At 60.3% G+C, this 22,491-nt stretch carries 20 protein-coding genes and 1 tRNA gene; 4 read left to right on the top strand and 17 right to left on the bottom strand.

The window, feature by feature from the left end:
• Positions 1-37 precede the first annotated feature (37 nt).
• The 12 genes from ACTG36_RS07940 to ACTG36_RS07995 all read right to left on the bottom strand — a co-directional run bounded on the left by ACTG36_RS07940 (position 38) and on the right by ACTG36_RS07995 (position 12,292).
• Positions 38-853 carry a bifunctional allantoicase/(S)-ureidoglycine aminohydrolase gene (locus ACTG36_RS07940; RefSeq protein ID WP_375280797.1) on the bottom strand — a complete coding sequence of 272 codons (816 nt, stop codon included), beginning with the start codon at positions 851-853 and terminating at the stop codon, positions 38-40.
• Between the two features lie 75 nt (positions 854-928).
• Positions 929-1,594, bottom strand: a complete 666-nt coding sequence (locus tag ACTG36_RS07945; protein WP_439141948.1) for an alpha/beta fold hydrolase — start codon at positions 1,592-1,594, stop codon at positions 929-931.
• Complete coding sequence (locus ACTG36_RS07950) at positions 1,591-2,715, bottom strand: cobalamin-independent methionine synthase II family protein (protein WP_375280795.1); 1,125 nt, start codon at positions 2,713-2,715, stop codon at positions 1,591-1,593. Before ACTG36_RS07950 ends, ACTG36_RS07945 begins: the two co-directional genes overlap by 4 nt.
• Before the next feature lie 41 nt (positions 2,716-2,756).
• The gene (locus ACTG36_RS07955) at positions 2,757-3,740 is read right to left on the bottom strand and encodes a cupin domain-containing protein (RefSeq protein WP_375280794.1); all 984 of its coding nucleotides are present in this window, start codon (positions 3,738-3,740) and stop codon (positions 2,757-2,759) included.
• Between the two features lie 60 nt (positions 3,741-3,800).
• On the bottom strand, positions 3,801-4,802 hold the full coding sequence (locus ACTG36_RS07960; RefSeq protein WP_375280793.1) for a nuclear transport factor 2 family protein: 1,002 nt from the start codon (positions 4,800-4,802) through the stop codon (positions 3,801-3,803).
• Complete coding sequence (locus ACTG36_RS07965; protein WP_375280837.1) at positions 4,799-5,815, bottom strand: LacI family DNA-binding transcriptional regulator; 1,017 nt, start codon at positions 5,813-5,815, stop codon at positions 4,799-4,801. Before ACTG36_RS07965 ends, ACTG36_RS07960 begins: the two co-directional genes overlap by 4 nt.
• Positions 5,812-6,576 carry an SDR family NAD(P)-dependent oxidoreductase gene (locus tag ACTG36_RS07970; RefSeq protein WP_375280792.1) on the bottom strand — a complete coding sequence of 255 codons (765 nt, stop codon included), beginning with the start codon at positions 6,574-6,576 and terminating at the stop codon, positions 5,812-5,814. Before ACTG36_RS07970 ends, ACTG36_RS07965 begins: the two co-directional genes overlap by 4 nt.
• Before the next feature lie 124 nt (positions 6,577-6,700).
• A complete protein-coding gene (locus ACTG36_RS07975; protein ID WP_375280791.1) occupies positions 6,701-7,366 on the bottom strand; it encodes a hypothetical protein in 666 nt (221 codons plus the stop codon).
• Entirely contained in the window at positions 7,366-8,415 is a 1,050-nt protein-coding gene (locus ACTG36_RS07980) for an ester cyclase (protein ID WP_375280790.1), read from the bottom strand. Before ACTG36_RS07980 ends, ACTG36_RS07975 begins: the two co-directional genes overlap by 1 nt.
• On the bottom strand, positions 8,412-9,743 hold the full coding sequence (gene hisD, locus ACTG36_RS07985; protein ID WP_375280789.1) for a histidinol dehydrogenase: 1,332 nt from the start codon (positions 9,741-9,743) through the stop codon (positions 8,412-8,414). Before hisD ends, ACTG36_RS07980 begins: the two co-directional genes overlap by 4 nt.
• 14 nt (positions 9,744-9,757) lie before the next feature.
• Entirely contained in the window at positions 9,758-11,242 is a 1,485-nt protein-coding gene (locus ACTG36_RS07990; RefSeq protein ID WP_375280788.1) for a GMC family oxidoreductase, read from the bottom strand.
• 3 nt (positions 11,243-11,245) lie between these two features.
• On the bottom strand, positions 11,246-12,292 hold the full coding sequence (locus ACTG36_RS07995; RefSeq protein ID WP_439141952.1) for an ABC transporter ATP-binding protein: 1,047 nt from the start codon (positions 12,290-12,292) through the stop codon (positions 11,246-11,248).
• A 239-nt stretch (positions 12,293-12,531) separates the two neighbouring features.
• On the opposite strand from ACTG36_RS07995, the gene ACTG36_RS08000 reads away from it, so the two are divergent.
• The 4 genes from ACTG36_RS08000 (at position 12,532) to ACTG36_RS08015 (ending at position 16,784) form a co-directional block, all read left to right on the top strand.
• Positions 12,532-13,773: an ABC transporter substrate-binding protein gene (locus ACTG36_RS08000; RefSeq protein ID WP_439141954.1), complete on the top strand. Its 1,242-nt coding sequence runs from the start codon at positions 12,532-12,534 to the stop codon at positions 13,771-13,773.
• 89 nt (positions 13,774-13,862) lie between these two features.
• Positions 13,863-14,885 carry a carbohydrate ABC transporter permease gene (locus ACTG36_RS08005; protein WP_296420757.1) on the top strand — a complete coding sequence of 341 codons (1,023 nt, stop codon included), beginning with the start codon at positions 13,863-13,865 and terminating at the stop codon, positions 14,883-14,885.
• Between the two features lie 3 nt (positions 14,886-14,888).
• Positions 14,889-15,776, top strand: coding sequence for a carbohydrate ABC transporter permease (locus ACTG36_RS08010; protein ID WP_375280785.1), 888 nt, complete (start codon positions 14,889-14,891; stop codon positions 15,774-15,776).
• Between the two features lie 3 nt (positions 15,777-15,779).
• Positions 15,780-16,784: an ester cyclase gene (locus tag ACTG36_RS08015; RefSeq protein ID WP_375280784.1), complete on the top strand. Its 1,005-nt coding sequence runs from the start codon at positions 15,780-15,782 to the stop codon at positions 16,782-16,784.
• Positions 16,785-16,854: 70 nt separating this feature from the next.
• On the opposite strand, the gene ACTG36_RS08020 is transcribed toward ACTG36_RS08015, so the two are convergent.
• The 5 genes from ACTG36_RS08020 to ACTG36_RS08040 all read right to left on the bottom strand — a co-directional run bounded on the left by ACTG36_RS08020 (position 16,855) and on the right by ACTG36_RS08040 (position 22,467).
• A tRNA-Glu gene (locus tag ACTG36_RS08020) sits at positions 16,855-16,929 on the bottom strand.
• Between the two features lie 75 nt (positions 16,930-17,004).
• Complete coding sequence (gene recJ, locus ACTG36_RS08025) at positions 17,005-18,771, bottom strand: single-stranded-DNA-specific exonuclease RecJ (protein ID WP_375280783.1); 1,767 nt, start codon at positions 18,769-18,771, stop codon at positions 17,005-17,007.
• Between the two features lie 88 nt (positions 18,772-18,859).
• Positions 18,860-19,819, bottom strand: a complete 960-nt coding sequence (glpX, locus tag ACTG36_RS08030) for a class II fructose-bisphosphatase (protein WP_375280782.1) — start codon at positions 19,817-19,819, stop codon at positions 18,860-18,862.
• Positions 19,820-19,887: 68 nt separating this feature from the next.
• A complete protein-coding gene (locus tag ACTG36_RS08035) occupies positions 19,888-21,117 on the bottom strand; it encodes an MFS transporter (protein WP_375280781.1) in 1,230 nt (409 codons plus the stop codon).
• Positions 21,118-21,180: 63 nt separating this feature from the next.
• A complete protein-coding gene (locus ACTG36_RS08040) occupies positions 21,181-22,467 on the bottom strand; it encodes a homoserine dehydrogenase (protein ID WP_375280780.1) in 1,287 nt (428 codons plus the stop codon).
• Positions 22,468-22,491: the final 24 nt, after the last annotated feature.

Genomic DNA, 22,491 nt, shown 5'->3' on the forward strand with positions numbered 1-22,491 from the left:
GACGGGGGCTTTTTTGTTGGTTGCGGTGGGGCGGGGCCTAAAGGCCCGGATGCCGGTTGACGTCCTTGTACAATAGATACCGGAAGGGACCCGGCCCGCTGGCATAGCAGGCTTGCGGGCAAAACGCGCGCAGCCACATGAAATCGCCGGCCTCAACCTCCACCCAGTCTTGGTTCAACCGGTAGGCGGCCTTGCCTTGGAGAACGTACAGACCGTGCTCCATGACATGGGTTTCCAGAAACGGGATGACGCCGCCCGGCTGGAACGTGACGATGGTCACGGCCATATCGTGGCGCATATCGCTGGGGTCCACAAAACGGGTGGTCGCCCAGACGCCGTTGGTATCGGGCATTTCGGTCGGGGCCACGTCTTGGTCAGATGTGACAAAGGCAGGTGGCGCGTCGATGCCTTCGACCCATTCATAGGCTTTGCGGATCCAATGGAAGGTACAGGCCTCATCCGTTGTGTTCAGGATCGTCCATTGCGCACCCACGGGGATATAGGCGTAGCTGCCCGGGGACAGCGTGTGTACTGCGCCATCAATCGTGAGGGTCGATTGGCCCGCCACCACAAACAGCACGGCCTGCGCGTCTGCTTCGGTTTCCGGCCGGTTTGATCCGCCACCGGGGGCCACTTCAACGATGTACTGGCTGAAGGTTTCGGCAAATCCGGACAAAGGGCGGGCCAGTATCCAGGCGCGGGTCTTGTCCCAAAAGGGCAGGTTCGAAGTTACGATATCGCGCATCACGCCCTTGGGGATGACGGCGTAAGCATCTGTAAAGACGGCGCGATCCGTCAGCAATTGCGATTGCGGCGGGTGGCCGCCGGTCGGGGCATAATAAGGTGTATCCATCCTTTCAGTGTATCGGGTTCGGGCGGACGTCCAAGGTGAAAGCGCACGACAACTCTCACTCAAAAGGTTTGATAATCAGTTAAGCAGGCGCAGGATTTCCGCGCGCGTTTCATCGGGGCGCTCCAACGTCGGCAGATGTCCTGCATTTTCGATGACACTCAGGCGGGCTTGCGGCATCAAATCGGCCATCAGGGTGTGGCGGTGCAGCGGACACAGCCGATCCTCCGCCCCAGTGAGGATCAGCGTGGGTTTGTCCCACGATTTCAGAGTGTTCTTCTGATCCGGACGGGACATCAATGCACGGGATTGACGGGTAAAAACCTCAGGCCCAAGGTCCATCGCCATATCCATACACAGGTCTAAAACCGTGTCCCTTTGGGGACTATCAGCGAGGTAGTTCGGCTTCATCTCATCGCGCATCACGGCGCGCAGCCCGCCCGCCTCGGCCTTGGCGATTTGCGGGGCGCGCATGGCTTTGATCTTGTCCGCCTCCGCTTCGCAATTCGTGTCCATCAAGATCAGCTGTGTGACGCGCTCGGGGGCCTGTTTGATGACCTCCATGGCCACGATCCCGCCCATGGACAGCCCGCCCAAGGCAAAAGTTTCGGGGGCGTTTGACAAGACATCCGCGGCCAGTGCCTCAACCGTGTCATGTTGAGAAATATCAAGACAGATGTGGGGTTGCATATGTTGGAACAGCCGCCCGTCGCACATCATGCCGGGTAGTAAAACAAGGGTCATTTGACCTGAGATGCCCCCACAGACAGCGCGCCAAGCTTGGCATAGGCGATTTCGGGGTCCACGGCGCCGAAACCGGCGAAGGTTCCAAAACCACAATCTGATCCTGCGATGACTCGGTCATGGCCCACGATATCAACAAACCGTTCGATCCGCTGTTGAACAAGGTCGGGGTGTTCCACAAAGTTGGTGGTCGTGTCGACAACGCCGGGCACCAGTATCTTATTGTCGGGAATATCGGCCTTTCGATCTCGGAACACGGCCCATTCGTGGCCGTGACGCGGGTTCGATGTTTCGAACAAAACATAGGACGCATTTGTCGCCATCAACGTATCGAACATCTTGGACATGGGAATGTCACAGACATGGGGGCCTTCGTAGTTTCCCCAACAAATATGGACCCTTACGCGCGCGGGATCGATCCCTTCGAGAGCATGGTTCAGGGCCTCAACATGAGAATTCGCGATTTTCAGGAATTCGTCATCGCTCAGGTCGTTGAACAACATATGGCGCGACAGGGCGAGGTCGGGACAATCGAGCTGCACATCAAGGCCCGCATCCACAATCGTGCGATATTCTTCGCGCATGGCATCGGCCAAGGCCGCAAGGTATTCGTCCCGTGATGCGTAGAAATCGTTTTGCAAAAACAAGGAGATAACACCGGGTGACGCAGCGTTCATAAACCCGCGTTCAATGTCAGAGGCAGCCATCGCCGCCTTGAGGTTCGCGATATCCTTTTCAAGTTCCCCCTGACCTTTGGATTTCACAGGCCCCACACACATGGGCCGCGCATATTGCGGGGTGCCGCCATCGTCAGCCAACCGTTTGAGGAAGCTTGGAAATTTCTTGAGGTCCGCAGGCGCATTGCGCGGGCTGTCCCCGTCAAAACCGGTGTAACGATCCTTGACGTAGGTGGCATAGCTGATCTTCGAGGTCTCCCCATCGGACACGATGTCAACACCGGCATCCTTTTGTTTTGCAACGGTTTCTCCGACGGCTTTGGTCATGCAGGCATCGAATGCGGCTTGGTCATAGTCGCGGCCTTGCTCTCGGGCGAAGATGAAATCGACCACCTCTTGCGTGCGGGGAAGGGAGCCTACGTGAGAGGTGAGGATTTTAGTCATTTCGAAACCTTTCGAGGTTTATGGTTTTAAAGAATGGGCGTCTAGCCGGTCCAAGTATGTCCCGCCGGATCGCCTGTGGCCACTACGTGATACAAGCTTGCCTCTCCGGTCATGGATGGCACCGCGGAATGGGGCATGTTTTCAGGCACCGACATGGTGTCACCGGGGGCTAAGGTGGCCTCTCCGGCGGGATGTCCGCCCGCCGCATCCCAGCGGATTTTCCAATGGCCGCGCATGGGCATCAAAACGGAAGGATGGGGGTGGCTGTGCTTGGCCTCTGTCGCTGACCCGCGGGTAATGAAATCAACCTCGAACCCCGGTTTGTCGCGCAAAAGGCCATGTTCCCCGATCACGTTGACCGGTTTGCGATCCGCCAAGGCCATCATATCCCAATACCGTGCCACGTGGTTGGGCAGGACATCCGCCGTCGTGGGTTCCGGCCGCTTAGCCAGTTCCTCATCCGTCATCAGCGGCATGGGCGCCACGCCATCTGGCAGTTTTTGCTGTCGTTTCGTGTCATAGAGCCTGCCATTCTCGCCTAAAATCAGCCCGTGATCGGCAGCGTCTTCAATCACCTGCGGCGCCCACATGACACCGCCTCCGGCATCATCCCCGCCGAGGATCGCCATGATCATCCCGTAATCCGTGCCGATATTCTCAAACCCGCGAAAAATGCCCGTGGGAATGTTAAAGATGTCGCCCTCTTCCAGAACGACCTCACCCGCGTCGCCCCACCTGCCCCAGAAAAACCGCCACTTGCCTTTGAGGACAAAGAAAACCTCGGCCGTGTGGTGATCATGCAGGGAGTTGCGCACGCGCGGCGGCTGGCCCGCAGCCCCGATGTTGAACCCATGCGGCAGACCGATATGCACATGTTGATCAGGGCTTTCAGAGACGCCGCCCCCGATGATCGTGAAATTCTCTTTCTGGTCGCTGCCCGGCGTATGGGCATCGATAAAGGCCGTTTTGCACGGCTTCAGATCACCGTAGCGGACGATGCGGGCTTCCATATCAGGGTGGGTCATGACGGATCCTCTGGGGTGGGGATGTGGTTTCGTTTTGCCAAAAATACTCAAAAAGCCGAATTATCCAGCCTGCGCATACATCAGAATTTGTTTCCAAATCGCGATTTCATCGTAGAGCGCGCATTCGCGTCGGATGGTAGCGTCTTGTGGGCCATCGGCGTTCACGAAGGGGCCGTATTCTGCGTGGCACATGCCCATGACGTGGACCGGCGCGCCGGTGGGCTCCCCGAAGGTGCCCCACCCAGAATGGGTCCCGTCCAGCGACCAACGGACCGATGCGCGCGGGGGCAGCATGTCGCCGTCCATGCCGATCTGGTGGTGGATCGTGAAGGTGGCATCGGGAAAAGACGACCGCAGGCCAAGCCAGAACTTTGTCACGCTGTCGTGGCTCAGAACGGATAGGCCGCCTGCGTATTCGCAGTTCACCGACCGGTCGTAATCCTTTGGGATACAATGGAAATCAAGGTCCATGATCTGCTGCAAAGTATCTGCATAACGTCGACCCCAAACGTTGTCGTTGCCTTTGGAATTATACCCGCCGTCCACGTCTTGGTCGGGCGTGAACGGCTTGCGCGCCATCTGCGGCCCGCCTTCCATATCAATCATGTTTTGCGTGAAGCCCTTGGGATCATGGCCCAGCTGGCGGACGATGCCGCCATAGTCGCGGATCAGCCATTCGTCGTAGATGGTGTTTTCCTTGGCGGCACAATCGGCAATGACGCGCACGGTCCAGGGTTTGCCCGTGGCGGGTCCAAACTGGCCGTCGTGCAAATGCGTGGCGCGGGTGATCAGACGGTGGGATGACAGCAGCCCAAATTCGGGGTCGTCAGACCAGATCACGTCATCGCCAAAAAGCTCCCGATCGGGGAATTCATTGATCGTGGCCATGGTTGACGCCATCACCGCCGCATTGCCCTTTTGGATCCCCATGGGGGAGCGCACGACGATATCGGGGTGGTAATAGTCATGCAGCGTCCCCACGCCACGGTCCTCCCAGATCTCTTTAGTGATCTTGATAATGTAGTCTGGGAAGTCTTTGAATTTCTGGGAAAAGCCCTTCATTTCCATGGTCCTTTGGGTGGTTTGGAGGACCCGCGTTGGATTAGCGGGCCGTCGATTTCGATGGATTGCGTGTAGGTTTCCGCGCCTGCGATCGCCGACATGAGGGTCGTGACCGTGGCCTCAACCATGCGGTTCACAGGCTGGCGGACCGTGGTCAGATCAAAGCTGGGCCAAGCGGCCAGCGGCGTGTCGTCATAGCCGATAATCGACACATCATCGGGGATCGCAAAGCCCATGGCAGTGATCGTTTCGATGACGGCAAAGGCCATGTGATCGTTGCCCACGAAAATGGCGTCGGGGCGCACATCGCCGGTCATCAATTGGCGGGCGGAGGTCGCGGCGATATCGCGGTTGTACATGCCGTCCACGATGGCGAAAGGGGGCAGGCCTGCATCGGCCATGGCCTCTTCAAACCCTTGCTGGCGGTCACGCCCTGTCAACGATCCTTCCCAGCCTGCGATATGGGCGATGCGTGTGTGGCCTGCGTCGATCAGGGCTTGCGTCGCCATGCGCCCGCCTTTGATGTTGGCCGAGGTCACCGACGACAGCCCGCTGCCGGGCTGGCCACGGTTGAACAGCACAACGGGAATGCCGGATTTGGCGCACAGATCAGTCAGCTGCGACGACATGGAAACGGAGGCCGCAATGATGCCCTCCACCTGATGGTCCAGCATATCCTGCACCACGGTTTCAATGCCGTCCGAGGAATTTGGCAGCGTAAACAGCAAGATATGATAGCCATTTTGCTGCAACGCATTGGACAGCCGTTCCAGCGCTTCGGGGTAGAACTGATTGTCGAGGTAGGCCACGATCAGCCCGATGGTGCGCGATTTGCCGGTGATCATCGCACGGGCGAGGACGTTGGGGCGATACCCCAAGGCTTCGGCGGCGGCGCGTACTTTCTTGGCCGTGGCCGCGGACGCGGAGGCACCGGAAAAGACGCGGCTGACCGCCGATTGGCTGACGCCTGCGGCCTTGGCGACCTGTAAAGATGTTACCTTGTTTGCCATCAGCCTGCGGTCCACCCTCCATCAATGAGAAGCGATGTGCCGGTGATCAGCGCCGCGGCGTCTGAGGCGAGGAAGGTGGTGGCGCCCATGATGTCCTCTACCTCACCCACACGGCCAAGTTTGATTTTGCTTTCGATCCATGCCCGACGTTCGGGGATATCAAGGGTTTGTTGGCCCAAGGGCGTGCGGATGAACGTGGGACAGATGGTGTTGACGCGGATTTTATGGGGCCCCCATTCGATCGCCATGGATTTTGTCATCCCTTCGAGAGCGTGTTTGGTGGCACAATAAACCGCACGGTCGATGCCGCCCACATGGGCCATCTGGCTGGAGATATTCATCAAGGATCCGGGTTTGCCCGCCGCGATCAATCCCTTGGCCACAGCGCGGGTCAGGAAGTAGGCCGCTTTGACGTTGAGGTCCGTCACAGTGTCGTAATCAGCCTCGGTGGTGTCGATGGCGGGCGCATGACGGGCGAGGCCGGCGGAGTTGACCAAGATATCGAAGGGGCCGTGATCCGTGATTGCGGCCTCGGTCGCTGTAATGTCGGAGATGTCGAGGGGCAGGGCTGCGGCAGCCCAGCCTTGGGCCTGAAACGCCTCGACCTGTTTTCGAACCGCGTCTGCCGTGCGCGCCACGAGTGTGACGTGGGCCCCGGCTTCGGCCAGTGCCACGGCGCAGCCTTCGCCGATGCCCGAGGTGGCACCAGTGACCAGAGCGCGCTTGCCGGCCAGGGAAAAGGAAGGAGTGCGGGGCAGGGTCATGGTGTGTTCCATTTTAGACGGGCTGTCCCTGCGGGGCGGGGGCGAAATTTTCTACGAAAATTTCGGGGCAAATCCTTTGAAAGGATTTGCGCCTCCGGCGGGAGTATTTTGGGCAAAACGAAGATCATATGCGCCAGGCTTGTGGTTGGGGCGGGTAGGCGATACCGCGCAAGGGGGGGAAGTCGGCGTAGCGTTTCGCGCGTATTGCGGGCGTTTCGTCAGGGTCGGCACCTGCGGCCAGCAAGGTGCCTTTGGGACTGACGTAGCTGTGGATCGAACGGACGGGATTTTCGTGCCACGTCAGGTTGAAGGCGGCGAGTTTGGGGAAGAAATACATGGCCGAGTAGGGCAGGTGGTCGTGGACCCACCACGCCAGATCACGCCAGTCGCGGCCTTGTTCGAATTGGTCGGCGAACCACGGGACGACGACGCTGACACAGGCCCCCATATGGCCGTCTTTGTCGCGGATGTCCCAGATGTGGCCTGCATGGTTTTTGTCATTGGCCGAACATCGTTGGGGTTTGGCCTGTGTGGCCCCGTAGTGGTTGAGCGTGGGTGAGCGGTAGGCGGAGCGGATGTGCAACGGCCCGAAGGTGTCGGTCATCGGGTCTAGTAAGTGTGTGCAAAGGGCGCGGCCTGCGGCGATCGCGAGGTCGGGATCATTGGGGACGTTCGGGACGCCGTGGAAGTTGCCGATTTCGGAATAGAGGAAATCGCGCATGAAGTAATGCTGGCCCAGCCGCACACGGCCCAAAGTTTCAAGCCCTGAGTATGAGGCAGGCGCACGCATCAGAATTGGCCTTCGGGCAGGCTGATGGGGCCGATGTTGCGCGCTTTGTTGAAGTCCGACATCCGGGCGAGGACATCGACGCCGCATTGGGCATAAAGATCCAACAGATCCACAAGGACCCAGTTTTCGCGGATCTTACCGCCGTCCATGCGCCAGAAATCTAACGACCGCAGCAGGACCTCGCGCCCTGCGGGGGCGATTCCCATCCAGCCGTCATCTGTCAGCGTCAGGCGCATATTGGGCCAGCCGGTTTCGCAGACATAATCCCCTTGGGCGAACCAATGGGACATGAGGTCCCCCATGGCATCCAGTTTGCGGTCCGGCATGGCACGCAGGAACGGGATTTGGTGCCAGTTTCTGAACCCGGCGATGCCGCGTCCGGTGCCGATGCCTGCGGGCCCGTACCAGTTGAAACGGTCGTGCCAATAGGTTTCGAGGTTCATAACCTCCGGTCCGCCCTGCGCGGGGTGTTTGCACAGGTCGGTCAACATGGCGATGACGTGATCCATGGTCGCTTGTCCGTCCCCGGAGGCCGTCAAGCCGTCCTGCGTCATGGGGGCGGGGGTGCACAGGTATTTTCCAAGCTGTGGGACCATAGGCCAAGCCCCGGCCTGCATCATCAGTTCGGGGATGTCCCAGATAATCTGGGCTTCAACCACCTGATCCCCGTCGACGCGAAAAAATTCGTGGTACCGCATGTGGGTTAGGTGGCCCGTAGGCGGGATGTGGTGGCCTTGAATCGTCCATGGGGCCACCATGGTGCCCATATAGTTGCCCATGCAGCCGACCCAAGTCTGCCCCCCCTCCTTGTGATCGGCGGGCGTGGTGCCGTTCAGCACGATCATATCGCGACGTTCAAGGTCCGGCATGGCCGCCAGCAGCGGCGCAAAGGCGGTGTCCCATAGGGCGTTGCCTGCAACCGTGCCGAAGGGGTGGCACAGGTGGATCTGTGCATCCGGCGCGAAGGTCCCATCGACCGCCGCGCGGGCGTCTTGGGTCACACAATTCAGCGCGGTTTGATAGGGGATCAGGGCCGGATGGGCGGTCATTCGGCGGCATTCCGATAGGGCGCGCCTTCGCCGTAGGGGACGTTGATCCCACCGTGTCGGCGCACACGGATGTTGCATTGTTCGGCGTGGCCCACGAAGCCTTCGAGCATGCACAGGCGCGACCCGTATTCACCGATCAAGGTGGCGGCCTCGTCGGTTGTGATCTTTTGATAGCTGTGGGTTTTCAGATACTTGCCGACCCAAAGACCGCCCGTGTATCGCCCCGCTTTTTTGGTGGGCAAAGTGTGGTTGGTGCCGATGACCTTGTCGCCGTTGGCCACGTTGGTGCGCGCGCCCAGAAACAGCGCGCCATAGCAGGTCATGTTCTCGAGGAACCAATCATCGCGGTCAGTCATGACTTGCACGTGTTCGGAGGCGATGTCGTCGGCCACCTGCAACATTTCGTCATAGGTGTCGCAGACGATGACCTCGCCGTAGTCTTCCCAGCTGGTGCGGGCGGTGTCGGCGGTGGGAATGATCCCCAGCAGACGGTCAATTTCGCGCAAGGTGTCTTGGGCCAGCTTTTCGGAATTTGTCAGCAGCACTGCGGGGGAATTGTAGCCATGTTCGGCCTGCCCCAGAAGGTCGGTGGCGCAAAGTTCGCCATCGGCGGCGGTCTCATCCGCGATGACCATGGTTTCCGTGGGGCCTGCAAAGAGATCAATGCCCACACGGCCAAAGAGCTGGCGTTTTGCCTCGGCTACGAAGGCATTGCCGGGACCAACGAGCATGTGGACAGGATCAATCGTCTCAGTCCCGATGGCCATGGCCCCCACGGCCTGAATGCCGCCCATAACGTAGATTTCATGCGCGCCGCCCAAGTGCATGGCCGCGATCACGGCGGGGTTCGGTTCACCCTTGAACGGCGGGGTGCAGGCGATGATGCGGGGCACACCGGCGACGGACGCCGTGGCCACGGACATATGCGCGGAGGCGACCATCGGGAATTTGCCGCCCGGCACATAGCATCCCACCGATTGCACGGGGATGTTTTTGTGGCCGAGGACCACGCCTGGCATCGTTTCGATTTCGATATCCAGCATGCTGTCGCGCTGGGCTTGGGCGAAATTTCGGACCTGTTCCTGGGCGAATTTGATGTCGGCCATGTCTTGGGGGGAGACTTTTGCGATCAGGGCCTGAATTTCGTCTTCGGTCAGCCGGTACGTGTCACGATCATATTTGTCGAAGTTCACGGACATTTCACGCACCGCTGCGTCGCCCTTTTGTTCGATTTGTGCAAGCGCGTCTTCGACGATCTTACGGGTTTTCGCATCGTCTTCGGCGCGGGCTTCTTCGGAGCGGGCGGTCTTCAGATGGCGGATGGTCATGTCGAATCCTTTCTTCAGGCGGCGATGAAGGACGCGGCCCGGTGGCCGATCATCATCGAGGGGGCGTTCGTATTGGCGGAGGTCACGGATGGCATGATGCTGGCGTCAGCGGCCCAAAGGCCGTTCACGCCGCGGACCTTGCAGGTGGGGGTGACGGGGGCGGCATCATCTGCGCCCATGCGAAGCGTGCCAACGGGGTGATAGGCCGTGCCTGCGTTGGCGCGCACGTGGTCGCGCATTTCATCAAAGGAGGTCGCCGCCCCGCCGGGATACATTTCGGGGGCGGCATCGTCGCCCATGGCGTCGGCCATGAGGGTCCGCAGACGCAAAAGACCATAGGTAAGGGTGTCGAGGTCGTCCTCATCCCCGAACAGACCAAGGTCGATGTTCAGCATGCCGTTGCGGCGGGTCAGGGCACCGCGCGATTTGGGGCGGCAGACGCAGACATCGGCAAAATAACCGGAGCCGGGCGCATAGCGTGATCCGGCGTGGTTCATGAAAAACGGGATAAAGTGGGACTGGACGTCGGGGTCAGCAGCGGTGCCACGTGCGTTGAAAAAGGCCGCACCCTCGACCGTGGGCGAGGCCAGCGGACCGCGCGCGCGCAACAGGTTCAGGGGGGCTGTGAGCCATTGGAACGCCTGCCGCGCAGTCAGGCCATAGCCGCTCTCAGAGCCAGAAAAATGCATCCCGCAGCCGGGGTGATCATGCAGGTTCTGCCCAACTTCGGGGGCGTCAACCACTTGATCCACCACACTTTCCTTCGGGCCAATGCCTGATCGCATCAAGATATCAGGCGACCCGATAGAGCCTGCAGACAAAATCACGCCTTTGGTGGCGCTGACCAATGCGTCGCCCAGATAGATGCCTGCCACGCGGTCGCCTTTGATGTGCAGACGGGTCACCTCGTGTCCTGTCATCACGGTCAAGGCGGGGCCGGCGGCGGGGCGCAGGAAGGCATCGGCGGCAGACCAGCGGCGGCCGTTGCGCAGGTTGAAGTGGCACACGCCCGCACTTTCATAGTCCGGCGTTGGTGGCGCGGTCCCATTGCCGCCGAACAGATGATGCAGGTTCTCGGTCAGGGGGTGGGGATCGGTCAGACGGTCGGGTGTCGTGCGCGCTTCAACCTCGTCGAAGACGGGGGCGACGTCGGACCAGCCCCAGCCGGGCACGTTCCAGCCGTCAAAATCAGACGCACGGCCCCGAAACCAGACCATGGAGTTGATTGACCCGGACCCGCCGATCATGCGGCCACGGGGAATGTTGATTTGCCGCCCGTTCACTCCGTCCATTGGTGCGGATTTGAACCGCCAATCCCGGCGCGATCCCATCAGCCAGATCAGTGCCATGGGGATTTTGACAAACGGGTGTTTGTCGGACGGTCCGGCCTCAACCACGGCGACGGTCCCCGCCTCACGCGCGATCAGGCCTGCCGCGACCGCGCAGCCCGCAGAGCCCGCGCCGACGACAATGTAGTCGTATGCCGTCTGGGCGGTCATGGGTTACAAACGCTCGCCCGAGGTGGCGTCGAACAGATGGCACAGGGTGGCCGGAATTTCGGCCGAGACCACATCGCCAATTTCAGCGCGGAAGTCTTTGTCGGCTTTGACGGAGGCAATGGCGTCGCCCACGCGGAAGGTGACCATGGTGGCGTCGCCCAACAATTCCAACGAGTAGACGGGTTTTTCGATCGTGGGGTTGGGGCTGCCGACGATGCAGTCCTCGGCGCGGAACCCCAAGGTGACCTTGCCCGCATGGGTGCTGTCCAGACCTTTGATCGTAACACCGGGGCAGGTGAAGGTGCCGTTTTCGATGTTCCCGTCAATAAGGTTCATGGCGGGGGAGCCGATAAAGCTGGCCACAAAGGTGTTGGCGGGGTTGTCGTAGATGTCGGTAGGGGTGCCCACCTGCTGAACCACGCCTGCGGACATGACAACCACGCGGTCGGCCAGGGTCATGGCCTCAATCTGGTCATGGGTCACATAGACAGTTGTGGTCTTAAGTTCATGGCTCAGGTTTTTGATCTGCGCGCGGGTGCTGACCCGCAGTTTGGCGTCCAGATTGGACAGCGGTTCGTCCATCAAGAACACATTTGGTTCACGGACCACGGCACGGGCCAGCGCCACGCGCTGACGTTGGCCGCCCGACAGTTCCGCCGGTTTGCGATGCAGGAAATCCTTGAGTTCCACCATCTCTGCGGCGCGCATCACCCGTTCGTCGTGTTCGGCTTTCGGCACCTTGCGCATACGCAGCGGGAAACGGATGTTTTCGTAGACGTCCAGATTGGGGTAAAGCGCATAGGACTGGAACACCATCGCGCAATCGCGATCCTTGGGGTCCAGATCGTTGATACGTTTCCCATCGACCAGAATGTCGCCTTCGGTGACATCTTCGAGCCCCGCAATCATCCGCATGGTCGTTGTCTTGCCGCAGCCTGACGGGCCAAGCAGGACCAGAAATTCTTGATCCGCGATTGTTAAGTCGAAATTATCGACGCCGACAAAACTGCCCCACCGTTTCGAGATGTTCTTGAGCTGGATTTCGGCCATTTCGCGACCCTTTCTTGCAAACGTATGCAACAGGTTTAGTTCCGATTCTGGCGGCTGCGCAAGATGTTTTTGCTGAATGGTCGTTGCGGGAAATATAAATTCGTAGCTTCGGCGTATTTTATTCATTTTGTCTTGCAAAGCGGTGGTCGAGGTCGTTTCATTGCAAACGTATGCATGGCGCAGGTGCGATTCGTTGAACCGCTCTGCGTCCCGAAAAGCTGCACCAACGGGAGACCAAAATGACAAAAATGACGAAACTTATGGGCGCAACAGCCGCTGTGCTGACAATGGGCACAGCCGCCTACGCAGATGGCCACAGCTGTACCGCCGAAGGCCGGTTGAGCATCATCGGCAACGAATTCCCAGCGATCCAATCGGTCGCGGCCTTGGCCCAATCCTGCGATGGGCTGGAAGCCGAAGCAAACCTGACAGCCGATCACCAGTCGCTCAACGTGCCTGGCATGACGGGCGATCCGGCGGAATACACATCCGCGATCGTTGCGAACTCATCCATCGTGGCACTGCTGAACGAAGACGTGATCCAGCCGCTGGATGATCTGGTTGCCGAATACGGTGCCGACATTCCGGACCACATGAAGATTTCTGTCGATGGTCAGATCATGGCGATTGCCTTCATGGCCAACGCGCAGCACCTTGTGTACCGCGCCGACATCCTTGAGGCCGCAGGTCTTGAAGTGCCCACGTCCTACGAAGAGGTTCTGGCCGCGGCTGAAACCATCCGTGAGCAGGGCCTGCTGGAGAACCCGCTGGGCGGCGCTTATGCCTCCGGTTGGAACCTCGCGCAGGAATTCAACAACATGTACATCGGCCACGGCGGCGAATTCTTTGAAGCCGGAACTGCGAACGTGTCCATCAACAACGAGGCCGGTGTGGCCACGCGTGAGATGATGAAAGCGCTGTCCGAGTATATGAACCCCGACTTCCTGACCCATGACAGCAACGCGACCTCCGCTGAATGGGAAGCTGGCAATGTGGCGTTGATGAACATGTGGGGCTCCCGTACGGGCGTTCTGATGGACGACGAAGGTTCCGCCGAAGAAGTCTATTCCAACACCATGGTCAGCGGTCCGCTGATGGTGGGTGACAGCGGTGTGCCTGCGACGACACTGTGGTGGGACGGCTGGACTGTGGCCAAGAACATCTCTGACGAGGACGCAGCCGCGACCTTCCAGGCGCTGGCCCATGCCGTATCGCCTGCTTTGTTGAACGACGAGACCATGTCGCAGGCTGTGTGGCTGATCGAAGGGTTTGAACCCCAAACGGTGAACGAAGGCGTTCTGGCGTCCGTAGCAGCCGGGTCCAAGCCTTACCCAATGGTGCCTTATCAGGGTCTGCTGCACACAGCACTCGGCAATGAACTGTCCGACTTTATGCAGGGCAACGAATCCGCTGAGCAGGCTTTGGCCGATGTGGAAGCCGCCTACACGGCTGCTGCCACCGAAGCAGGCTTCATCCAGTAAGCACGATCTGGACCGGCGCGGTTTGCGTGCCGGTCCTTCCCCCCTCTTTTTCTTCGACCTTCCCCACGATCCAGACCTGAGGGTTCCGCGTGAGACACAAGACCTTCCTTTTATTTGTGGCCCCGTCGCTGATCGCCATGATCGCGCTGATCGTCTTTCCGGTCATTTCGGTGGTGATCCAGTCGTTTCATGCCCAGCATGAACAGGTGATCGAAGTCGTGGAAAACTGCGGCCCGTTCGGCTGCACCCAAACCACCGCCGTCAACCAAGAGGCCACGCAAGCCCTGCGTGAGGCCGAACCTTTGGGCCGGTGGGTCGGTATGGACAACTACATCAACCGAGGGCATCTGGCCTTTGCCGAACTGGCCGATGCCTGGTCGTCGTCCGACACATGGGGTGAATGGTGGACGAAGGTCATGAACCTGCCGTTCTATTCGGCCATTGTGTTCACCCTGACGTTCACCTTTATCGTCACACCGCTGACGATCGCGCTGGGCTTTGCCATTGCGGTGGCGGTGAATTCGGCGGCCAAGGCCATCCGTGGCCCGCTGATTTTCGTCTCACTGCTGCCGTTTATCATCAACCCCATCGTGGGGTCGCTGGTGCTGTTCTGGATGGTCGATGCGCGCGGTATTCTGGGACAAGCGATTCAATGGCTGGCCGATGATCCCGATTTGTCCGTGAAGGCGTCAACGCCGATGATGTGGATCATGTTGATGGTCTACGGCATCTGGCACTCTGCGCCCTTTGCCTTTGTGGTGTTCTACGCCGGTTTGCAGACCGTGAACCAAGACACCAACGAGGCCGCGATGATTGACGGGGCGAACCGATGGCAGCGGGTGCGCTATGTGACGATCCCGCACATCATGCCGCTGGTGACCTTTGTGGCGCTGATCCAGTTGATGGACAATTTCCGCGTGTTTGAGCCGCTGATTTCCTTCAGCGCTGAGGCCCACGCCCAATCCCTGTCCACCTACATCCTGTCCGATCTGACAGGGGAAACAGTGCTGTTCAATTCCGCCGCCGCCACATCGGTGCTGACCGTGATCTGTGTCGGCATCCTGTTGTCCCCCGTCCTCGTGCGCACGTGGCGCGACTTCAAGAGAGCGTAAGCGATGTCCCATTCCCCCACCCAACGCAAATTGCCGGGCTATCTGTCGGCGCTGTTGACCACCTTCCTTGTGGTCTGGCTGATCATGGCGGCGGTGCCGTTCCTGTGGACCCTTTGGGGGTCGTTCAAGGTCGAGGGCGATTTCTTCTCGAAGGCGGATTGGACCAATGCCCTGACAGGGGAGTTGACGATTTCCGAGACCGGCGGTGCCTTCACCGGCCAAGGCTATTACGGCGCATGGGTACAGGAGGAGTTCTGGCGCGCTGTCATGAATTCCGCCATCGTGTGTTTCTTTGTGGTCACGATCTCTCTGACCTGTTCGACCTTGGCGGGCTATGCGCTGTCGCGGTCCACTTATAACTACGCCTTCTGGTTCCTGATCGCGGCCCTGATCTTTCGGGCCATGCCGCCCATCACATTGGTGTCGGGCTACCTTTTGCCCTTCTTTGAATGGAACCTTTGGGGGCATCTGTCGACGACGATCATTGTGTTGGTGGCCATCAATCAGCCGTTCAGCCTGTGGATGATGACGTCCTTCTTCCGCAACATCCCCAAGGATTTGGATGAAAGCGCCATGGTCGACGGCTGCAACCGCATTCAGGCGTTCCGCCATGTGATCCTGCCGGTGATGTGGCCGGGCGTGATCACCACGGGGCTGTTTTCATTCCTGCTGGCCTACAACGATTTCGCTGTGACTGCGTTGTTGTTGGAAAAGGATAATCAGACGATGATCCCCAAGATCGCGTCTTTCCTTGGAACGACCCAGACCAAAGGCAACGTGATGTTTGCTGTGGCTGCTGTGATTTCAGCGACAGCACCGCTTTTTGTGCTGATCCTTTTCTTCCAGCGCCAGATTGTCAGCGGGTTGACCGCCGGTGCCGTGAAAGGCTGACCCATGTTCCAAAATGAAAAGTCCATCGTCCGCGCGCATTATGCGGAATTGGATGGTGCACGCGATGTGGCGGCGGCTTTGGCGGTGCATACGGCGGACGACTGGCACTGGCGCGGTGTGCATCCGTTTTATGAACAGCGCGGGGCCGGGGATGTGGCCCGTGTGTTTTGGGGGCCGCTGCGCACGTCCCTGACCCGCCTACAACGGCGTGAGGATATTTTCTTTGCCGGTCAAAACTCCGTCGGGGAGGGCGTTTGGGTCGTGTCTATGGGGCACCTGATGGGGCTTTTTGATGCCCCTTGGCTGTGCATCCGCCCCAGCCGCAAACTGACCATGCTGCGCTATTGCGAATTCAACCGCGTTGAGGGGGGCAAAATCGTTGAAACGATGCTGCACATAGATATCCCCCATCTGATGGTGCAGGCCGGACAAATGCCCTTCGGCCCGCAAACCGCCGCCAATCTGGTGCAGCCCGGCCCGCTGACCCACGACGGTCAGCTGTTCGACGCCCAAGACCCCGCCGAGGGGGAGGCGACGCTGGCCGCCATCAACGCCATGATCAGCGATCTGGGCACATGGCAGCTTGGCCTGCCGTTGGAGGAAGAACTGGCGCGCACATGGCATGATGACATGCTGTGGTGGGGCCCCACGGGCATCGGCGCAACCTACACGATTGAACGCTATGCCAAACAGCACTCAGGCCCGTTCCGTGCGGCGTTTTATGACCGGACCGGCACCGGCCATGTGGCACGTGTGGCCGAAGGACACTACGGCGGCTTTTTCGGCTGGCCCAATTTCTCAGCCAAACAACGGGGCGGGTTCATGGGACTGCCCGCTAACGACCAAGACGCCGAATTCCGCGTGATCGACATCTATCGCCGCGAGGGGGACAAACTGGCCGAAAACTGGATCTTTATTGATCTTTTGCACTGGCTGGCCCAGCAGGGCGACATGGTGTTGGACCGCTGTGCCGCGATCGAAGGGCTGGACTACACGCCACCCATCTAAGCACAAAATTCGTAAGGTTCTGAAACGACAAACGCCGCGGAAAACCGCGGCGTTTTGCGTTAGACCCAAGTGGTACTCCCTAGGGGAATCGAACCCCTCTTTCCAGGTTGAAAACCTGGCGTCCTAACCGATAGACGAAGGGAGCATCTCTTGGTGAGGGCGTATTTAGGGAAACCGCCCCGCAGGCGCAAGCAGATTCTTTACGATTTTTTCTCAAAAATTACGAAGCCGGTGCCGCGTCCTCCAGACGCAGTTGTGGCGACCTGCGACCTTGCCATTCATTGACCTCTAGGCGGCCCGCCAGATGAAAGCGTGCACCGGCGTGGTTCATCAACATCGGCCCCAGCGGGCCATCCATCGCGCCAAAGGAAATCGCATCAATTCGCGCGCTGATCCCGTCCCCGAAGGTGATTTTCAGGTGGTTGGCGCCCACGTGTTTGGCAAAGGTGATGGTGCAATCAGGAAAGACAAATCGTGGGGCAGGGGCGCCCGCGCCAAAGGGGCCGGCCTGTTCGATCTGTTCGATCAGCTCAACGGTCGCGGCACCTGGCATCAGGAGCCCGTCCACCTTCAGGTCCGCAGGGCCGATATCGCCCGCGCCTTGTTTGGCCAGCAGATCAGACAGGCGCGCCATGGCGTCCTCTAGCTGGTCGCGCGCGACTGTCAGGCCAGCGGCCATTTTATGACCACCCCCTTTGAGCAACACGCCCTCTGCCGCACAGCGCTGGATCGCAGCACCAAGGTCAATGCCCGACACGCTGCGCCCCGATCCTTTGCCGGTGTCGCCATCAAGTCCGATCACGACCGCAGGCCGGTTGGTCTTTTCTTTCAGGCGGGAGGCCACGATGCCCACGACCCCGGGATGCCATCCTTCGCCCGCAGCCCAGACCAGCGGCGCGTCAAACCCACGGGCTTCCGCCTGTTCTAGCGCTGCATCGCGCACCTGATTTTCAATGTCACGCCGTTCGGTGTTCAGCTGATCCAACCTCTCGGCTATGGAATGCGCTTCACGTGGGTCGGTCGTGGCCAAAAGCCGCGCGCCAAGGTCGGCCTTGCCGATGCGCCCACCGGCGTTGACCCGTGGGCCTAGCAAAAACCCAAGGTGATAGGACGAGGGCGCGGTGTCCATCCGTGCCACGTCGGACAGGGCGACGATGCCAGGCCGTTGACGGCGCGCCATCATGGTCAGACCTTGTCGCACAAAGGCGCGGTTGACGCCTACCAAGGGGGCCACATCCGCGACGGTGCCCAAGGCCACCAAATCAAGAAGGGACATCAGATCGGGCGTTTTCGCCTGCGCCCCGCGCAATTGGCGGTTCGCCTCAACCAAACACAAAAACACGACACCGGCGGCACATAGATGCGCCAGATCGCCACTTTCATCCTGCCGGTTGGGGTTCACAACCGCATGGGCGGGTGGCAGCGTTTCGCCTCCCAAGTGGTGATCCAACACCACAACATCCGCGCCTTGGGCAGCGGCCAAGGGGCCATGGGACAGCGTCCCGCAATCCACACAGATGATCAGATCATGGCTTTTGGCCAGCATCGCCATGGCCTCATCATTGGGGCCATAACCCTCATCTATGCGGTCGGGCACGTAGAGCGTGGGCGCGATCCCGAAGTCGCGCAGCCATGTGATCAGCAAAGCAGCCGACGTGCCGCCATCCACATCATAATCCGCGAAAATCGCGATCTTCTGTCGGCCAAGGGCAGCAGCCACAATCCGTGCAGCTGCGGGTTCCATATCCAGCATCGACCGCGGATCCGGCATCAGGTCGCGCAAAGTCGGTGCCAGAAACCCTTGCGCCCCCTCCGCCGTCACCCCGCGCCGCACCAAAATGCGGCACACGGGGCTGGGCAGGCCGGTGGTCTGGGCCATCGCCTCGCTCAAACGGTCGTCTTCGCCCGTGGGGCCCACCCAGCGGCGGCCGGTGGCGGAAACCGCGACGTCCAGAAAGGCGCGCGCAATATGTGGTGCGTCATCCATCAGGGGCGACTATATGGACAGGGCGCGGGATTCGCCACGCCCTGTTTCTCTGGTTCTCAAATACCTAAAATCCGGCGTCCGCCGCCCGTCAAATCGGGTTGCGATAGGTCATGCGGCGCACGGAGCCCGTTTTGGATCGCATGAGGATCGTCTCAGCCGTCAAAAAGCCCGGCTCGCGTTTGATGCCTGCCAAAAGCGATCCATCCGTTACACCGGTGGCCGCGAAAATCACATCCGCCGTGACCAGATCATCGCGCGTGTACACGCGGTCGAAATTGGTGATCCCCGCCTTGCTGGCGCGGCCCCGTTCGTCGTCGTTGCGGAACAACAGCTTGCCATAAAACTGCCCGCCCATGCATTTGAGCGCAGCGGCGGCCAGCACGCCCTCAGGCGCGCCGCCTTCGCCCATGTACATGTCGATGCCTGTGACCTCGGCTTCGGCGCAGTGCATGACACCGGCGACGTCGCCGTCGGTGATCAGGCGGATCGCAGCACCAGTGCTGCGGATTTCGGCGATCATGGCCTCGTGGCGGGGGCGTTCCAGCACGCAAACGGTGATGTCTTCGGTGGAACAGCCCTTTGCTGCCGCCAGCGCGCTGACCCGTTCGGCGGGCGACATGGACAGCGTCACGATGCCTTCCTTGAACCCCGGTCCAATGGCCAATTTGTCCATATAGACGTCCGGCGCGTGCAACATGGACCCGCGTGGCCCCATTGCAATCACGGTCAGCGCGTTGGGCATGTCCTTGGCCGTCAGGGTCGTGCCCTCCAGCGGGTCAAGGGCGATGTCCACGCCGGGCCCGTTGCCCGACCCGACCTCTTCGCCGATATAAAGCATCGGCGCTTCGTCCCGTTCGCCTTCCCCGATGACGACGACGCCTGCGATATCAAGCTTGCCCAGCTGGTCACGCATGGCGTTGACGGCGGCCTGATCGGCGGCCTTTTCATCGCCACGCCCGATGAGGGTGGCAGAGGCAAGGGCAGCGGCTTCGGACACGCGGGCAAGGCCCAGCGAAAGCATACGGTCGTTGAAATCAATTTTGGTCATTATCAGGGATCCTTTTGCACTCCTTGTGCCTTACCCCCAGCTGATGCGGACCCGCAAGGTTGGTGGCGCTAACGGGATGCGGAAGAATTTTTCGACACCCCAGCAGGACGCGCGGTCAGGGCCAAACAGGCCAAAGCGGCCAGCCCGATCAGGGTCGCAACTGTCAGAATGGACTGGATGTCGGCATAGGGCATTTGCCCCACATCGGTGGTCGACACAGCCCCGATCGCCAGCGCGGACGCAAAACCCAGCCGCCCCACAAAGCTTTTGAGGGACAGCCACGTCGCACGGCTGTCATCGCTCAAAAGTGGCTGGATCCGCCCCAGAATGAACGGACGCGACAGGGCATCGGGGATCATCCGCAACATCAAAACCGCCAGCACAAGGGCACTGTCCGTCAAGGCCATGACGCCCGATATGGCGATTTGCAGGGCAAAGGCCCCCAACAGAATGCCCGACAACCCGATGCGGTCGCGCAGGCCCACCGCAAAGAGGGACACTGTGACCGACAAGCCCATCATCATCGCCGTGATGACGCCACTGACCAAGGGGGCCTGTGGTGCAAAGCCCATGGCTGACAACGCTTCAAGGATAAAGGGCTGCCCAAAGACGAAGGGCAGGTGGCTGAAGCCGTACATCAGCACTGACAAGGCAAAGATCCACAGCAAGACCGGATTGCGGAAGTGTCCGGCCAAGTGACGCAGTCGCAAAATTTCGCCGCCCTCAGACAGGGCCGTGTGACGGGGTGGTTCGGTCATGCGCCATGTGACGGCAAAAAGGGCGATCATGGCGATGGCACCGGCCAGAAAGGGCAGGCGCGGATCGACAAGGGCCATGGCCCCGCCGGTGACTGCAGACAGGGCGAGGGCGCTGAACGAATAGCGCCAAGCGATCACCTCTTGCGTTTCGATTTCATCGGCGCGGTCGGTGGCGGCAAGGCTTTCGTATAGCAGTGCTTCATCCGTGCCGGAGGCAAAGGCCCCACCGGCGCCCACAAGAATCTGCCCCGCGGCAAACATCGCGAAACTGTCGCCCAGCCACAAACAGGCGGCCCCCAGAAAGGCTGCGAGGGCCGACAGGATCAGGGTCGGGCGGCGGCCCAGACGGTCGGACATATAGCCCGACGGGACCTCGAGCAGCGTGACAGCCACGTCGTAGACCGCATAGAGCAAAATGGCCTGCGCGGCAGACAGCACGTCTTGGAAATAGAGAAACCAGATCGCCTGCCAAAAGATCAGGCTGCGCAGAAAGCGCGACCAGCGATAAAGCGTGATGTTGCGGGTCATAAGGGGCGTCATGGCCCCAGACGTAGCAGGCTTCTTGGGCGCAGGCTCTAAAATTCCGGAATTTTAGAGCGCCGGTCAGTCGACCTCTTCGATGCGGATGGCCACCGGATCGCCTTGGACCACGGATTTGTCCATGCCAGCCAGTGCCTCATCCAATGCGGTGCGCGTGGTTTTGTGGGTCACGATCAGCACAGGGGCTGCGGTGTCCTGATGCCCGTATTGGCGCATCCGGTCGATGGACACACCGGCATCGCCCAACACAGCGGCCACTTTTGCCAAGGCACCGGGTTTGTCCACCAGCTGCATGCGCAAATAATAGGGGGCAGCGACCGCCGCCAAGGCAGGCCGTGCGGTCGTCAGCGTGGTCGCCGGCTGCCCAAAGGTCGGCAGGCGCAATCCACGTGCAATATCAATCACATCGGACATCACGGCTGAGGCCGTGGGCCCTTCACCGGCACCGGCACCGCGCAACACGATCTGGCCCACGGCGTCGCCTTCGATGACCACCATGTTGGTCCCGCCTTCAAGCTGACCCAAGGGCGAGGTTGACGGCACAAGACAAGGCGACATGCGCTGTTCCAGCCCACGGCCTGTCATCTGCGCGACACCCAACAGTTTGATCCGGTAGCCCATGTCATGGGCCGCATCGATGTCTTCCAGCGTGACGTTCTGGATGCCTTCCAATTCAACGCCGTCGAAATTCACCTGCGTGCCAAAGGCCACAGAGGCCAGCAGCGCCAGTTTGTGACCTGCATCAATGCCGCCCACGTCCAAATTCGGATCGGCCTCAAGATAGCCCAGCTTGTCGGCTTCCGCGAACAGCGCGTTATAGCCCTGCCGCGTGGCCTGCATTTGGGTCAGGATATAGTTGCAGGTGCCGTTCATCACACCCATGACGCGGCTGATGTCATTGCCCGCCAGACCTTCGGTCAGGGCCTTCATCACGGGGATGCCACCGGCGACGGCTGCTTCATACCGGATAACGCGGCCTGCGGCCTCTGCGGCTTCGGCCAAGGCCTGCCCGTGGATGGCGAGCATGGCTTTGTTGGCCGTCACCACGTCTTTGCCTGCGGCAATCGCGGCTTCCGTGGCGTCCTTGGCGGGGCCCTCGTCGCCGCCCATCAGTTCGACAAACACGTCCACATCGTCGCGCTTGGCCAAGGCGACGGGATCGTCTTCCCAGCCATAATCCGACAGCGGCACGCCGCGGTCTTTGTCTTTGGACCGAGCCGAGACCGCCGAGATGGTGATTTTGCGGCCCGTGCGCGCCTCAAGCAGGGCGGCTTGCTGGCGGATGATGCGCACGACGCCCACGCCCACGGTGCCAAGACCGGCGATACCAAGACGGAGAGGTTCAGACATGGGCAAGCATCCTTTTAGCGCGTC

Origin of the sequence: Pseudooctadecabacter sp. (genome assembly GCF_965657175.1) — a bacterium.
Lineage (GTDB): Bacteria > Pseudomonadota > Alphaproteobacteria > Rhodobacterales > Rhodobacteraceae > Octadecabacter.